We start from the raw sequence: 14,444 nt of genomic DNA on the forward strand, positions 1-14,444 counted from the left end.
AGCCCGCCGTGGCACCCTCTCCTTCCCGCTCCGTCTCTCCCGTCTCGCAGGACCGCGTGCGCGCCATCGACTGGCTGCGCGGCATCGCGGTTCTCTTCATGATCCAGACCCACGCGCTGGCCCTGCTCACACCGGAGCTGCGCAAGAGCGTGTGGGTCGGTCGCCTGCTGAAGGTGGACGGGCTGGTGGCCCCGGCCTTCATCTTCTCCGCGGGCTTCGCCACGGCGCTGCTGATGGTGCGCAGCGCCGCCGCCGGCGTCCTGCCCGAGCGCGTGAGCCGCAACCTCCGCCGCGCGGGCGAGGTGCTCGCGGTGGCCACGCTCGTCAACTGGGCGTGGTTCCCGCTGCTGCGCGAGCCGGTTTGGATTCTGCGGATGGACATCCTCCAGTGCGTGGGCGTGTGCCTGCTCATCGTGCTGCCGGTGGCCGCCGCGCTGGCGTCGCGCCCGCGCGTGCTGGCCTCGGTGGCGTTCGTGCTGGCAATGGCCGTCTTCGCGGTGGCGCCGCTGGGCGAGCTGGTGACGGGGCCGTGGGCCACGCTGACGAACAAGTCCTCCTTCGCGCCCTTCCCGCTGTTGCCGTGGCTGGGCTTCGCGTGGCTCGGTGCCTTCTGCGGGACGATGGCGGGCGCGTGGGGACGGGCCGGGCTCGCTCGGGCCCTGGTGGGGCTGATGGCCCTGGGCTTCGCGGGGATGCTGGCCGCGGACTTCCTCTACGGCCTGTACCCGTCGCACCGCTTCTTCGTCGCCAACCCGTCGAACTCGGCGACGCGGTTCGCGTGGGTCTGCACCGTGCTGCTGGGCTTGCTGTGGCTGGAGGGGCGCGTCCCCGTGGGCGCGGCGCCGTCCCGGGCGAGGCGGTTCATCGAGGTGTTCGGCACGTCGTCGCTGTCCGCCTACTTCTTCCACGAGATGCTGCTGTTCTACCAGACGGGCGGTGTCTTCTCGTTCCAGCGCTTCTGGGGGGACCGAAGCGGGTGGCTCCAGTTCGGGGTGCTGCTCGCCGCGCTCATCGTCCTCACGTGGCTGCTGTGCATCCTCACCGACCGCGTGGAGCGCGTGGTGCGGCCCGCGCTCCGAGCGGCAATGGAGCGCGTCCGGCCCGGGCGCCGTGTCCTCACATAGCGGCGCCCCCTGCCCCGCGGGGCAGGCTCAGTGCCCGCCAGCCGACAGTTTGTCGAACGCGGCGATGACCTCCGGAGGCGCCTGCACCAGCTCGATGAGCACGCCCTCGCCGCTGAAGGGAAACTGCTCGTTGCCCTTGGGGTGCACGAAGCAGATGTCGAAGCCCGCGGCGCCCTTGCGGATGCCGCCCGGGGCGAAGCGCAGCCCCTGCCCCTCCAGCCACTTCACCGCGCCGGGCAGGTCATCCACCCACAGGCCCACGTGGTTGAGCGGCGTCTCGTGCACGCGCGGCTTGCCCTCGGGGTTGATGGGCTGCATCAGGTCCACCTCCACCTTGAAGGGGCCGGCGCCGGCGACGACGATGTCCTCGTCCACGTTCTCCCGCTCGCTGCGGTAGGTGCCGTGGGGCGTCAGCCCCAGCAGGTCCACCCAGAGCTTGCGGAGCGGGCCCTTGTCGGCGCCGCCAATGGCGATCTGCTGCACTCCCAGGATGCGGAACGGTCTCGCGGTCTGCATGGGCCGGCACCCTGCCAAACGGGCCGCGCCAGGACAAGGACACCGAGGCCACCGGGTCGGGTTCGGAAAAATCCGCGCGAATAGACCTATTTCCAAAGGTCATGCGTTTCGAGCCGGCGACCTACCTGTCTTCCTTGGAGACCGAATGACGCCGTCCTCCCTGAAGCGCCGCCTGTCCGTGTGGGGAAGTGCACTTCTCGTCACCTGCACGCTGCCCGGTTGCATGAAGTCCCATGCCCCCGAGGCCCAAGGGCTCCAGAAGGCACAGTCCGAGAGCGTGGCGCAGGAGCGGCCCGCTCCCCAGGAGGAGAAGTCGGTCGAGTTCCAGGATGAAGCCATCGAGGGAGAGCTGGCTGCTCCCGAGCCCGCCGCCAGGGCGCAGGTCGCGAGCGCGCCCGCCCCCGCGGGGATCATGGACATGGCCTCGGCTGGCGCCCCGATGATGGCCCGGGCGGAACCCACGACCGCGCCGCCGCCCCCTGCGATGCGCCGTCCGGCCCCCGCCAAGGGCCGGCCCCTCATGGCCCCGAAGGACGGCATGGACGACGCGGACCGCGCCTCAGCCGAGCGCGGCAACACGTTCGAGGCGTGGAAGCCCAACACCTTCACCGAGACGGTGAAGGACCCGCTGTCCACCTTCGCCGCGGACGTGGACACCGCCTCGTACACGGTGGCCCGCCGCTACCTCGTCCAGGGCACGCTGCCGCCCGCCTCCTCCGTGCGCGTGGAGGAGTTCATCAACTACTTCAAGTACCGCTACACCCCGCCGGAGACGGGGGCCTTCACGGTGCACCTGGAGGGGGCGCCCTCGCCGTTCGACCCGAAGCGCCACTTCGTGCGCGTGGGCGTGCAGGGCAAGGTCGTCTCGCGCTCGCAGCGCAAGCCCGCGCACCTGGTCTTCCTCGTGGACACCAGCGGCTCCATGCAGCCGCAGGACCGGCTGCCCCTGGCCAAGGAGGCCATGAAGCTGGCCGTGAAGAACCTCAACGAGAACGACACGGTGGCCATCGTCACCTACTCCGGTGGCACGCAGGACGTGCTCGCGCCCACGCCGGCCACGGACCACGCGCGCATCTTCGCCGCCATCGACTCGCTGCGCTCCGGGGGCGGCACGGCGATGGGCTCGGGCATGGAGCTGGCGTACAAGCACGCGGTGAAGAAGGCGTCCGGCAAGGTGGTGTCGCGCGTCATCGTCCTCACCGATGGCGACACCAACATCGGCCCCAACCTGGGCGCCTCGTCCATGCTGGAGAGCATCCACAAGTACGTGGCCGAGGGCGTCACGCTCACCACGGTGGGCTTCGGCATGGGGAACTACCGCGATGACCTGATGGAGAAGCTCGCGGACAAGGGCAACGGCAACTGCTTCTACGTGGACAGCTACAAGGAGGCGAAGAAGGTCTTCGAGACGCAGCTCACCGGCACGCTGGAGGTCATCGCCAAGGACGTGAAGCTCCAGGTGGAGTTCAACCCGGTGGCCGTGCGCCGCTACCGCCTGCTCGGGTACGAGAACCGCGATGTGGCGGACAACGACTTCCGCAACGACAAGGTGGACGCGGGCGAGATTGGCGCGGGCCACAACGTCACCGCCGTGTACGAGGTGGAGTTGACGGGTGACACGAAGGACGCGCTGGCCACGGTGCGCGTGCGCGCCAAGGCGCCCAATGGCACCGAGGCCGCGGAGCAGGCGTTCCCCTTCGAGCGCTCGAAGCTGCGCCCGACGCTGGAGGCCGCCTCGCCGGACTTCCGCTTCGCCGTGGCCGTGGCGTCCACCGCCGACATCCTCCGCGGCAACCCCGCCGCCGAGAGCTGGAGCCTCACGACGGCCCAGAAGCTCGCCGAGGGCGCCGCCAGCGGTGACGCCGACCGCAACGAGTTCGTCCGGCTGGTCACCCAGGCCCGCGCGCTGATGGGCGCGTCCGCCCGCGGGCACTGACGCACAGCAGCGCTTCAGCGGTTTCGCGGGGTGGAGGGTCCGGCATCGCCGGGAGCCTTCCACCCCGTTGCCGTTCGCGGCGTGCCTCCACCCTGGCCCGCGAAAAGGGCGCGCGGTGGACATCACGCGAGCCGCACTGCTACTTGCTGGTCATGTCCGAGATGTCCATTCCCATCCTCCTGTCGGTCATCGGCGCCGGCCTCTTCGTGGCGACGATCATCGGGTTCGTCCGCTGGCGGCGATGGCAGCAACAGGTCGCCACCTGGGAGGACTTCGCGAACCGCAACGACTGGACCATCCGCGTGACCCCGGGGTTCATGTATTCGACGGGGACCCTCGAGATGCAAGGTCGCGACCAGGGGATTCCGGTCTCGCTGCTCACCGAGCACCGGGACTTCGGCAGGCACTGGCACGTCGTCACCATCCTGCGGCTGCCGCTCGGGGACGTGGTGCCGCCCGGGCTGTCCGTGAAGCCCTCGCGGATGGGCCCAATGATGAGCAAGTTCTTCGGCGTCGAGGACGAGAAGGTGGGGGATGCCGCGCTCGATGACGCGCTGGTGCTGCAACACGTCACCCCCGCGGTGCGCGCCTTGTTCTTCAAGCCGGGCGTCAAGGGGCCGCTGCTGAAGTTGGGCCGCGCCTGCTCGAACTTCTCGATTGAGTCCGGCACCTTGACGGTCGAGCAGATGGATGTGCCGAGGACCCCGGTGGAACTCGAGGGCTTCATGTCCCCGGGGCTCGGACTGGCGCGCGCCCTGCGCACGCACGCCAACCGCCCCCTGTAGAGTGCCCTCCATCATGTTCGACCCGTGGATCATCACCATCGGCAGCGGCCTGGCCCTCCTCGGCGCCGCGAGCACCCTGTGGTCCATCGCGCGCGTCTTCCGCTGGCGGAAATGGAAGCGGCAGGCCGTCGCCTGGCAGGCCTTCGCGGACCACAATGGCTGGAGCTTCCGTGCGACGCCAGGGGCCATGTACGGGGTGGGGGTCCTCCAGATGGAGAGCCCCAACCCGGAGCTTCCGGTCTCCCTCTTCACGGAGCACCGGGGCAGTGGCAACGACTGGCACGTCGTCACCATCATGCGGGTGGCGCTCGGAGACGCGCTACCGCCCGGGATGAGCGTGAAGCCCGCGCGGCTGACCGACAAGGTACTCAGGCTCGTCGGCATCAAGGACAAGGGCGAAGAGGTGGGGGACGCGGCGCTCGACAACATGCTGGAGCTGAAGAACGTCCCAGCTGAAATGGGCGCGGTGCTCTCCAGACCGGCCATCAGGAAGCTCCTGCTGACGCAGGTCCGCACCTACACGGACTTCTCCATCGAGGCCGGCTTCCTGACGGTCGAGCTGACGGACGTGCCGAAGACGCCCATGGAGCTCGATGCCTTCATGTACCCGGCGCTCGGGCTGGCGCAGGCCCTGCGCGCCATGGAGGACCGGACGCTGCCACAGCCGAGCGCACAGCCTCGCCTGCAGCCCGGATAGTCCGACAGCCGCGTCGCGGCGGGAGCCCTGCTTATCCCTCCGCGCAGTCCTTCCTTCCCGTAATCGAGTTGCGAGAAATGCCTCCGTTGACGAAGGGGGGCTGCTCCCGCACGGTGGCCGGAAAGGAGGACTCAGGTGTCCACGGCTTCGCTCTCAATGAATCAGGCGGTTGCTTCTCCGGCCGGCGCACAAGCGACGAAGTCGGCCACGGCGAAGCGCATCGTCACCATCGACGCGCTGCGCGGCTTCGTCATGCTGCTGATGCTCGTCGACCACGCGCGCGAGTTCTTCTACATGCACGCGCAGGTCAGCGACCCGGTGAACCTGGCCACCACGCCGGCCGACCTCTTCTTCACCCGGCTTTCCGCGCACCTGTGCGCCCCGGTGTTCGTCGCGCTCACGGGCCTGTCCGCCTGGCTCTACGGTCAGCGCCGGGGCGGCAAGCGCGCCGCCTCCGAGTTCCTGCTGAAGCGAGGCCTGTTCCTCATCGTGCTGGAATTGACGCTGGTCAACTTCGCCTGGACGTTCTCGCTGACCCCGGCCACGTACTTCCTCCAGGTCATGTGGGCCATCGGCGGGTCCATGGTCGTCCTCGCCGGGCTCCTGTGGCTGCCTCGGTACGCGCTGCTCGCCGTGGGCCTCGCCATCGTCTTCGGGCACAACCTGCTGGACCCCATCACCGTCCAGCCCGGGCAGCCCGGCGCCACGCTGTGGGCCATCCTCCATGACCGCGGCTACATCGCCCTGCCTTGGGACGCTCGCGCGCGGACGTCCTATCCCGTGCTCCCGTGGATTGGCGTGATTGCCCTGGGGCACGCCATCGGTCCGTGGTTCGCGCAGGCGGTGGACGCGGCGACGCGCCGGCGCAGGCTGGCCTTCCTGGGCGCGGCGTCGCTGACGCTCTTCCTCGTCCTGCGGTGGGTCAACCTCTATGGCGAGCCCGTGCCCTGGGTTCACGGCGCCACGCCGCTGCAGACGGTGATCTCCTTCCTGAACCTCACCAAGTACCCACCGTCACTCGACTTCCTGTTGCTGACTCTGGGCGTGGGCGCCCTGCTGCTCGTGGCCTTCGAGCGCCTGCCCACGCGGGCCCTGGCACTGCTCACCATCTTCGGCGCGGCGCCGCTGTTCTTCTACCTGGCCCACCTCTACCTGCTGCACGCGCTCAACCGCGTGGCGCTCCTCGCGCTGGGCCCCAACCAGGGCGCGCTCTTCAGCGTCCCCAACATCGCGTCGCTCTGGCTGCTCGCGGCGGTGGTCGCGGTGCCGCTGGGGTTCGCCTGCCGCTGGTTCGTGGGGGTCAAGGCCCGCAGCAACAGCGCGTGGATGAGCTACCTGTAGCCAGACACGCCTCCCCCTCTCGAAGCCCGTGACGCGCGTCACGGCCCGCGCTCGCGTGGCCGTCGACGCGCTTTGTCATTTCCCATCCCATGATTGACGCGGCAGGTCGAAATCCTGCCACTCGTTCAATCTCTGGAATCAATGACTCTCGCTATTGACACTCTGCCAATAGGCCCGCATCATCGGCTTCACAGGATGAGCGAGGCCCCGTCATGAGCTATCAGCACATCCGGTTTTCCGTCGCGAACCGGGTCGCCACCGTGGAGTTGCACCGTCCCGAAGCGCGGAACGGTTTCACCATCACCATGGCGGATGAGCTGAGCGCCGCGCTCGGCGAGGCCGACGCGAACGAGGACATCCGCGTCGTCATCCTCACCGGGGCCGGCAAGGACTTCTGTGTGGGCGCCGACCTGAGCGGCCGCTCCTTCGAGGTGTCCAACACCCCCGCTTCGGACAATGACTGGGTCGAGCCTGCGACACGGGTGGCGCGTCAGATGTTCAACCTGCGCAAGCCCGTCATCGCGGCCATTCGCGGCGCCGCGGTGGGCGTGGGCTCGACGATGATCCTCCCCGCGGACTTCCGGCTCGCCGCGAAGGACAGCCGCTTCGGCTTCGTCTTCAGCCGCCGCGGCATCTACCCGGAGGCGGGCTCCTGCTGGTTCCTGCCGCGCATCGTCGGGATGGGGCGCGCGCTCGACTGGATGGTGAGCGGCCGGCTGATTCCCGCTCAGGAGGCGCTGGAAGCGGGCCTGGTCAAGTCGCTCCACGAGCCCGACGCCCTGCTCGACGCCGCCCAGGCCCTGGCCCGCGACCTGGTGGAGACCACCGCGCCGGTGTCCGTGGCCGTCATCCGGCAGGCGCTCTACCGGATGAGCGCCCTGCCCTCGCCCGAGCCCGCCTTCGCGCTCGACAGCAAGCTCATCGCGAGCCTGGGAGAGAACGCGGACGCCCTGGAGGGCATCCTTTCCTTCATGGAGAAGCGACCGGCCCGGTTCACCCGGACGGTGCGGCAGGACTTGCCCACGTTCCTGCCCTGGCGTGAGCATACGCCATGACCTCAGCGACCTCCCCTCGTAGCAGGAAGCGACTCGAACCCGACACCCGCAGGGAACAGATTCTCGAGTGCGCCATGCGGCTGTTCGGTGAGCGCCCCTACGCGGAAGTCTCCACCACGGACATCGCCCAGGAAGCAGGTGTCGCCAGGGGACTGCTCAATCACTACTTCGGGCAGAAGCGCGACCTCTACCTGAAGGTCGTCAAGAGAATGCTGCTCATGCCAGGACTGGAAGAGCGTGTGCCCATGACCGGCTCGCTGCGACAGCGCGTGGAGCGCAGCGTCGAGTGGTACCTCGACACGGTGGCGACCCACGGAAAGATGTACGTGGCCGTCACCGGCCCGGGAGGCATCGGCGCGGACCCGGAGGTCGAGCGCATCATCGCGACGGCGGACGACGTGGCCGCCGCGAAGACGCTGGAGTTCCTCGGCCTCAAGGTCGAGGTCGGCAGCGACGCGCGGCACCGGGCGATGATGCGTTCCTACGGCGGCCTGGTGAAGGCCACCATCCGCGAGTGGATTCGCGGCGGCACCCTGTCCCGAGAGGACGCGCACCTGCTCTTGAGCGAAGCGCTCATCACCATCGTGCGCGACGTGTTCCCCCAACTCCAACCCGCCCGCACCGAGCCCGACGAGTCCAAGGCCCCGCGGACCGGACCCAAGCGAACAAAGGACGAGTGATGACACCGAGGCCGCTGGCGGGACGCACCCTGTTGATGTCCGGAGGAAGCCGCGGAATCGGGCTCGCCATTGGCGTGGCGGCGGGCCGGCTCGGCGCCAACGTGGCCCTCCTGGCGAAGACGGACACCCCGGACCCACGGTTGCCGGGGACGGTGCACACGGCGGCCGCGGAAATCGAGGCCGCGGGCGGCCGGGCGCTCGCGGTGGTCGGTGACGTGCGGGACGAGGCGGACGTGCAGCGGGCCGTGGACGAGACGGTGGCTCGCTTCGGCGGCATCGACTTCTGCGTGAACAACGCCAGCGCCCTCGCCCCGCTCAAGACGGCGGAGCTGCCCGTCAAGCGCTTCGACCTGATGCAGCAGATCCAGCTCCGGGGGACGTTCCTGCTGACGCGCGCGGCCCTGCCGCACCTGTACCGCTCGCCGCACGCGCACATCCTCTCGCTGTCGCCGCCCGTCAACCTCGCGCCGCACTGGATGGGGCGGCACCCGGCGTACACGATGGCCAAGTACGGGATGACGCTGCTGACGCTCGGCTGGGCCGCGGAGTTCGCCGAGGCGGGCATCGCCGCGAACGCCCTCTGGCCCCGCACGCTCATCGCCACCGCCGCCGTGAAGAACCTGCTCGGCGGTGACGACTCGATGCAGCGGGCCCGCGCGCCGGAAATCATGGCGGACGCGGCCATGGCCATCCTCCAGCGCCCGCCGCGCGACTGCACCGGACACACGTTCATCGACGAGGACGTCCTGCGCGCCGAGGGCCTCACCGACTTCAGCCGTTACGGGGGCGGACCGGACGTCCTGCTCGACCTCTACGTCGACCCCTGACGAGGAAGCAGCACACAGCACGAAAAGCACGTCTGGCAACAGAAACGGAGGAGGTGTGCCCATGGGTCCGTTGCTCGCTGAGCTGGAAGCGCAGTGCCAATCTCAGGCGGAGAAGCTCACCGTCCCGCTGCTCCTCAAGCGCAATGCGGAGGAATACGCGACCTCCCCTGCCCTGAGTGCCGGAGACACGACGCTCACCTGGGCGCAGATGCGAGAGCGGACCGCCGCCCTCGCGCGAGGGCTCGGGACGCTCGGGCTGAAGCGTGGCGAGCGGATGATGATCATGATGTCCAGCCGCCCCGAGCACTGGCTCATCGACCTCGCCGCGGCCCACCTGGGCGCCATCTCCTGTACCGCGTACCAGACACTGAGCACCGAGCAGGTGGGCTACGTCGCGCGGCACAGCGGCGCCACCGTGGTCGTCCTGGAGGGCGCGGACGAAGTCACCCGGTGGCGGCCCATCCTCGACACGCTGCCGGCGCTCCGGCGCATCATCGTCCTCGACGCGGCGGCCATCCCCACGGGGGACCCGCTCTTCACCCCGTTCGCCCGGGTGGAGGCCGCGGGACGCGCGCTGCACCAGGAGGCGCCCGGCGTCTTCGAGGACGGCTGGAAGGCCATCCGCCCCGAGGACCCCGTCGCGATGATGTACACGTCGGGCACCACGGGTGAGCCCAAGGGCGTGGTGCTGAGCCACCGCAACGTCTTCTATGAAGCCATCTCGGTGGACCTCGCCGTCCCCGTGCCGATGCGCACCGCGTCCATCGCCTACCTTCCGCTGGCGCACATCGCGGAGCGCGAGCTGGGCATCTACCGCGCCCTCTACAAGGCGCTGCACGTGCACGTCTGCAACGACCCGGCGGGGGTGATGCCGCTGCTGGGCAAGGTGCGTCCGCCCGCGTTCTTCGGCGTACCGCGCCTCTGGGAGAAGCTCGCCGGAGGCCTGAAGGCGAAGCTGGCCGCGCTCGAACCCGCCCGGCGCGACCCCATCCTGGCCGCCCACGCGGTGGCGATGGAGGCCTTCCGACTGGAGGGCGCCGGCAAGCCCGTGCCCCCGGAGCTCCAGCAGAAGGCGGCGGAGGCGGAGGCCCGCGTCCTCAGGCCCCTGCGCCAGTCGTTCGGCCTGGACATGACCGAGTGGGCGAGCAGCGGCTCGGCGCCCATTCCCGTGGAGGTGCTCGAGTACCTCGGAGGCTTCGGCATCAAGGTGCTGGAGGTCTGGGGCATGAGCGAGACGACGGGCTGTGCCACCATCAACCTGCCCTCGAACTTCCGCCTGGGCTCCGTGGGCCGGCCCCTCCCCGGAGTCCACATCCGGCTGGCGGCGGATGGGGAGATCTTCGTCCGCGGGCCCATCGTGTTCCTCGGCTACCTCGACGAGAGCGGCCAGATTGCCAGCGCCGTCGACCGGGAGGGCTGGCTCGCCACCGGCGACGTCGGCACGGTGGACGCCGATGGCTTCCTCTCCATCACCGACCGGAAGAAGGAGCTGCTCATCACGTCGACCGGGAAGAACATCGCGCCCTCCAAGATCGAAGGGATGCTGCGCGCGCACCCGCTCGTCGGCCAGGCAATGGCCATTGGTGACCGTCGCCCCTACGTGACGGCGCTCGTCTCGCTCGACCCGGAGGTCGCGCCGCTCTGGGCCGGTGCCCGGGGCATCACCGCGAAGTCACTGGCCGACCTCGCGCGCGATCCGGCCGTGCTCTCCGAGCTGGAGTCGCTCGTCGCCGCGACCAATGCCCGGCTCTCGCGGGCCGAGCAGATCAAGTGCTTCGAGACGGTGCCCGAGGCGTGGTCCCCCGCGACGGGGGAAATCACGCTCACCCTCAAGCTCAAGCGCCGCGTGCTCCTCGACCGGTACGCCGACCGCATCGAGCGGTTCTACGCCAACGCCTGACGCCTCAACCGCCAGGTCCTCAAGGAAGCCTCCACATGCATGCGAGAACACCGGAGCAGGCCGCGTTCGCGGCGGCCATCGATGCCTTTTGCCGCGCGAAGACGGGGACGCGCGCGCAACGCGACGCCCTGACCCGCAACGGCACCGAAGCCCACAGCCCTCCGCTCTATGCGCAGATGGCCGAGCTCGGCTGGCTCGGCGTGGGCATCCCGCTGGAGTACGGCGGCTCGGGCGGCGGGATGACGGACATCTGCCTCTTCGCCGAGCGCACGTCGTACGGGCTCGCTCCGGTGGGCGGCTACGTCACCACGGCGGTCGCCGCGGGCCCGTACATGAAGTTCGGGACCAGGGAGCAGCGGGAGAAGGTGCTCGGCGGCATCATCCGGGGTCGCGTGGAGGCCATCTCCATCTCCGAGCCCGGCGCCGGCTCGGACGCCGCGGCCATCACCTGCCGCGCGGCACGGACGTCCGGTGGCTTCGTCATCAACGGGCAGAAGACCTGGTGCTCCAACGCGCACCTCGCGGACCACCTGCTGCTCGTGGCGCGCACGAGCAACTCGGGCTCACGGCACGAGGGGCTCACCATGTTCTGCGTCCCCGCGGGCACGCCGGGCATGGAGATTCGCGGCATCCCCACCCTGGGCGGCAAGGAGGTCAACGACGTCTACTTCACCGACTGCTTCCTGCCGGAGAGTACCGTGGTGGGCGCCGTGGACCAGGCGTGGCCGCAGCTGATGGCGGGGCTGAACAGCGAGCGGCTCATCCTCGCCGCGTCGATGCTCGGCCGGGGCCGGCGCGCGTTCGATGACGCCGTTGCCTACGTGAAGGAGCGCAAGCAGTTCGGCAAGCCGGTGGGCTCCTTCCAGGCGCTCAAGCACCGCATCGCGGACCTCGCCATGGAGCTGGACTGCTGCGAGCTGCTCCTCTACCGCGTGGCCGCGATGGCGGACGAGGCCCCGGAGCGGATGCTCCCGCGCGAGGCCTCCATGGCCAAGCTGAAGGCGACCGAGACGGCCAAGCGCGTGGCGCTCGAAGGCATGCAGATGATGGGCGGCTACGGCTACGCGCTCGAATACGACATGGAGTCGCACCTGCGCGCCACGGTCATCTCCACCGTCTACGGCGGTACCAGCGAAATCCAGCGCGACATCATCGGCAAGACGCTCGGGCTCTGAAGGAGACAGACATGACGGCGGCACGTTCACGATGGAGCTCGGACGAGCTCGAGCAGGTGCGCAACCTCGCGGCCAGCTACTTCACGAAGGAAGTCCTCCCCAACGTCCCCAAGCACGTGGCGCAGGGATATCCGGACAAGGCGCTCTACCGTCGGGCGGGCGAGCTGGGGCTCTTGTGCATGTCCATCCCGGAGGCCTACGGCGGCGGTGGCGGCACCTTCGCCCATGAGGCGGTGCTCATCGAGGAGCAGGTTCGCGCCGGAGACCCGTCCATGGGCTTCGCGGTCCACTGCACCATCGTCGCGCACTACGTCCTCGCGTACGCGTCCGAGGCCCAGAAGAAGCGGTGGCTGCCGAAGCTCGCGAGCGGCGAGTGGGTGGGCGCCATCGCGATGACGGAGCCGGGCACGGGCTCGGACCTCCAGGCCATCTCCACCCGCGCGGTGCGTGACGGCGACTTCTACCGGGTGAGCGGGTCGAAGACGTTCATCTCCAACGGCCGCGTGTGCGACTTCCTCATCATCGCGGCGCGGACGGGAGACGCGAAGGGCCACGCCGGCATCTCCCTGCTGTGTGCCGAGGTCTCCGACACCACGCCCGGCTTCGAGCGGGGCCGCATCCTCGACAAGCTCGGAGGCAAGGGGCAGGACACGACGGAGCTGTTCTTCGACGACCTGAAGATCCCCGCCACCAATGTCCTGGGCGGCGAGGAGGGCCAGGGCTTCATCCAGCTGATGCAGCAGCTCCCCCAGGAGCGGCTGAGCACCGCCCTCATCGCCATGGCGAGCCTGGAGCGGGCCGTGGACCTGACGGTGGAGTACACCAAGCAGCGGCACGCCTTCGGCAAGCCGCTTTTCGCCCTGCAGAACACGCGCTTCGAGCTGGCCGAGTGCGCGACCCTGCGGCGGGTCTGCCGGTCGTTCATCGACGACTGCATCGAGTCCCACCTCAAAGGAGGGCTCGACGTGACGACCGCCGCCATGGCCAAATACTGGGTGACCGACCAGGCGTGCATCGTCGCGGATCGATGCCTGCAGCTGTTTGGAGGCTACGGGTACATGAAGGAGTACCCCATTGCCCACCTCTTTGCCGATACCCGCGTCTTGCGGATCCTCGCCGGCGCGAACGAGGTCATGAAAGAGCTCGTCGCCCGTTCCCTGTAACCCTCAACCGACTCTCCCAAGGAGGCTCCCGGTGAGCCAGGAAGCATTCATCTTCGACGCCGTTCGCACCCCCCGCGGCAGGGGCAAGAAGGGCTCGCTGCACGGAACCAAGCCCCTTTCACTGCTGGTGGGGCTGGTGGACGCACTCAAGAAGCGGCACCCCCACCTGGACCCCCAGCGCATCGACGACGTGGTGCTCGGCGTGGTGTCCCCCGTGGGTGACCAGGGCGCGGACATCGCCCGGACGCTGGTGCTGGCGGCGGGCCTGCCGGAGACCACCGGCGGCGTGCAGCTCAACCGCTTCTGTGCCTCGGGCCTGACGGCGGTGAACATGGCCGCACAGCAGGTGCGCTCGGGCTGGGAGCACCTGGTCATCGCGGGCGGCGTGGAGAGCATGTCGCGCGTGCCCATGGGCTCGGACGGCGGCGCGTGGGCCATGGACCCCGCCACCAACTACGACACGTACTTCGTGCCGCAGGGCATCTCCGCGGACCTCATCGCGACGATGGAGGGCTTCACCCGCGAGGACGTGGACCGCTACGCGGTGCGCTCGCAGGAGCGGGCCGCCAAGGCGTGGGCCGGCGGGTACTTCAAGAACTCCATCATCCCCGTGGTGGACCAGAACGGCCTCACCATCCTGGACCGCGACGAGCACATGCGCCCGGACACCACCGTGGCGTCGCTCGGCCAGCTCAACGCGTCCTTCGCCGGCATCGGTGAGATGGGCGGCTTCAACGCGGTGGCGCTGCAGAAGTACCACCACGTGGAGCGCATCAACCACGTGCACACGCCGGGCAACTCGTCCGGCATCGTGGACGGCGCGGCGCTGGTGCTGATTGGCTCGGAGAAGGTCGGCAAGGAGCTGGGCCTGACGCCCCGCGCGCGCATCGTCGCCACCGCCACGTCCGGCGCGGACCCCACCATCATGCTCACCGGCCCCACGCCGGCCACGCGGAAGGTGCTCGACATCGCCGGCGTGAAGCCGCAGGACGTCGACCTGTACGAGCTCAACGAGGCCTTCGCCTCGGTGGTCCTCAAGTACCAGAAGGACTTCGCCATTCCGGACGAGAAGCTCAACGTCAACGGCGGCGCCATCGCCATGGGCCACCCGCTGGGCGCGACGGGCGCGATGATTCTGGGCACCGTGGTGGACGAGCTGGAGCGTCGCAAGGCGCGTCGCGCGGTCATCACCCTCTGCGTCGGCGGCGGCATGGGTGTGGCCACCCTGGTCGAGCGCGTCTGATT

The 14,444-nt window shown here is 69.4% G+C and carries 13 protein-coding genes; 12 read left to right on the forward strand and 1 reads right to left on the reverse strand.

Translation table 11 applies throughout. From position 1 onward, the window contains the following. The first annotated feature begins 8 nt into the window (after nucleotides 1-8). On the forward strand, nucleotides 9-1,124 hold the full coding sequence (locus tag HG543_RS03215) for a heparan-alpha-glucosaminide N-acetyltransferase domain-containing protein (protein ID WP_343073260.1): 1,116 nt from the start codon (nucleotides 9-11) through the stop codon (nucleotides 1,122-1,124). 27 nt (nucleotides 1,125-1,151) lie between these two features. Here the strand turns inward: HG543_RS03215 and HG543_RS03220 are convergent, their stop codons facing one another. Further along, on the reverse strand, nucleotides 1,152-1,640 hold the full coding sequence (locus HG543_RS03220) for a VOC family protein (RefSeq protein ID WP_169343153.1): 489 nt from the start codon (nucleotides 1,638-1,640) through the stop codon (nucleotides 1,152-1,154). A gap of 145 nt (nucleotides 1,641-1,785) precedes the next feature. On the opposite strand from HG543_RS03220, the gene HG543_RS03225 reads away from it, so the two are divergent. The 11 genes from HG543_RS03225 to HG543_RS03275 all read left to right on the forward strand — a co-directional run bounded on the left by HG543_RS03225 (nucleotide 1,786) and on the right by HG543_RS03275 (nucleotide 14,442). After that, nucleotides 1,786-3,576, forward strand: coding sequence for a vWA domain-containing protein (locus HG543_RS03225; protein ID WP_169343154.1), 1,791 nt, complete (start codon nucleotides 1,786-1,788; stop codon nucleotides 3,574-3,576). 152 nt (nucleotides 3,577-3,728) lie between these two features. Beyond that, nucleotides 3,729-4,361 carry a hypothetical protein gene (locus HG543_RS03230; RefSeq protein ID WP_169343155.1) on the forward strand — a complete coding sequence of 211 codons (633 nt, stop codon included), beginning with the start codon at nucleotides 3,729-3,731 and terminating at the stop codon, nucleotides 4,359-4,361. A gap of 13 nt (nucleotides 4,362-4,374) precedes the next feature. Then, entirely contained in the window at nucleotides 4,375-5,058 is a 684-nt protein-coding gene (locus tag HG543_RS03235) for a hypothetical protein (protein WP_169343156.1), read from the forward strand. A gap of 135 nt (nucleotides 5,059-5,193) precedes the next feature. Continuing rightward, nucleotides 5,194-6,399 carry an acetyltransferase domain-containing protein gene (locus tag HG543_RS03240; protein WP_343073261.1) on the forward strand — a complete coding sequence of 402 codons (1,206 nt, stop codon included), beginning with the start codon at nucleotides 5,194-5,196 and terminating at the stop codon, nucleotides 6,397-6,399. Nucleotides 6,400-6,611: 212 nt separating this feature from the next. Continuing rightward, nucleotides 6,612-7,454 (forward strand): enoyl-CoA hydratase-related protein, encoded by an 843-nt coding sequence (locus tag HG543_RS03245; RefSeq protein WP_169343157.1) that lies wholly within the window; start codon nucleotides 6,612-6,614, stop codon nucleotides 7,452-7,454. Then, on the forward strand, nucleotides 7,451-8,134 hold the full coding sequence (locus HG543_RS03250) for a TetR/AcrR family transcriptional regulator (RefSeq protein WP_169343158.1): 684 nt from the start codon (nucleotides 7,451-7,453) through the stop codon (nucleotides 8,132-8,134). Before HG543_RS03245 ends, HG543_RS03250 begins: the two co-directional genes overlap by 4 nt. Next, complete coding sequence (locus HG543_RS03255) at nucleotides 8,131-8,961, forward strand: SDR family oxidoreductase (protein ID WP_371876490.1); 831 nt, start codon at nucleotides 8,131-8,133, stop codon at nucleotides 8,959-8,961. Before HG543_RS03250 ends, HG543_RS03255 begins: the two co-directional genes overlap by 4 nt. Nucleotides 8,962-9,022: 61 nt before the next feature. Beyond that, entirely contained in the window at nucleotides 9,023-10,861 is a 1,839-nt protein-coding gene (locus HG543_RS03260; RefSeq protein WP_169343160.1) for an AMP-dependent synthetase/ligase, read from the forward strand. 35 nt (nucleotides 10,862-10,896) lie between these two features. Beyond that, complete coding sequence (locus HG543_RS03265) at nucleotides 10,897-12,036, forward strand: acyl-CoA dehydrogenase family protein (protein WP_169343161.1); 1,140 nt, start codon at nucleotides 10,897-10,899, stop codon at nucleotides 12,034-12,036. 11 nt (nucleotides 12,037-12,047) lie between these two features. Then, on the forward strand, nucleotides 12,048-13,199 hold the full coding sequence (locus HG543_RS03270; RefSeq protein ID WP_169343162.1) for an acyl-CoA dehydrogenase family protein: 1,152 nt from the start codon (nucleotides 12,048-12,050) through the stop codon (nucleotides 13,197-13,199). A 31-nt stretch (nucleotides 13,200-13,230) separates the two neighbouring features. Next, entirely contained in the window at nucleotides 13,231-14,442 is a 1,212-nt protein-coding gene (locus HG543_RS03275) for an acetyl-CoA C-acetyltransferase (RefSeq protein WP_169343163.1), read from the forward strand. Nucleotides 14,443-14,444 lie beyond the last annotated feature (2 nt).

The sequence above is a fragment of the Pyxidicoccus fallax genome (assembly GCF_012933655.1).
GTDB lineage: Bacteria > Myxococcota > Myxococcia > Myxococcales > Myxococcaceae > Myxococcus > Myxococcus fallax.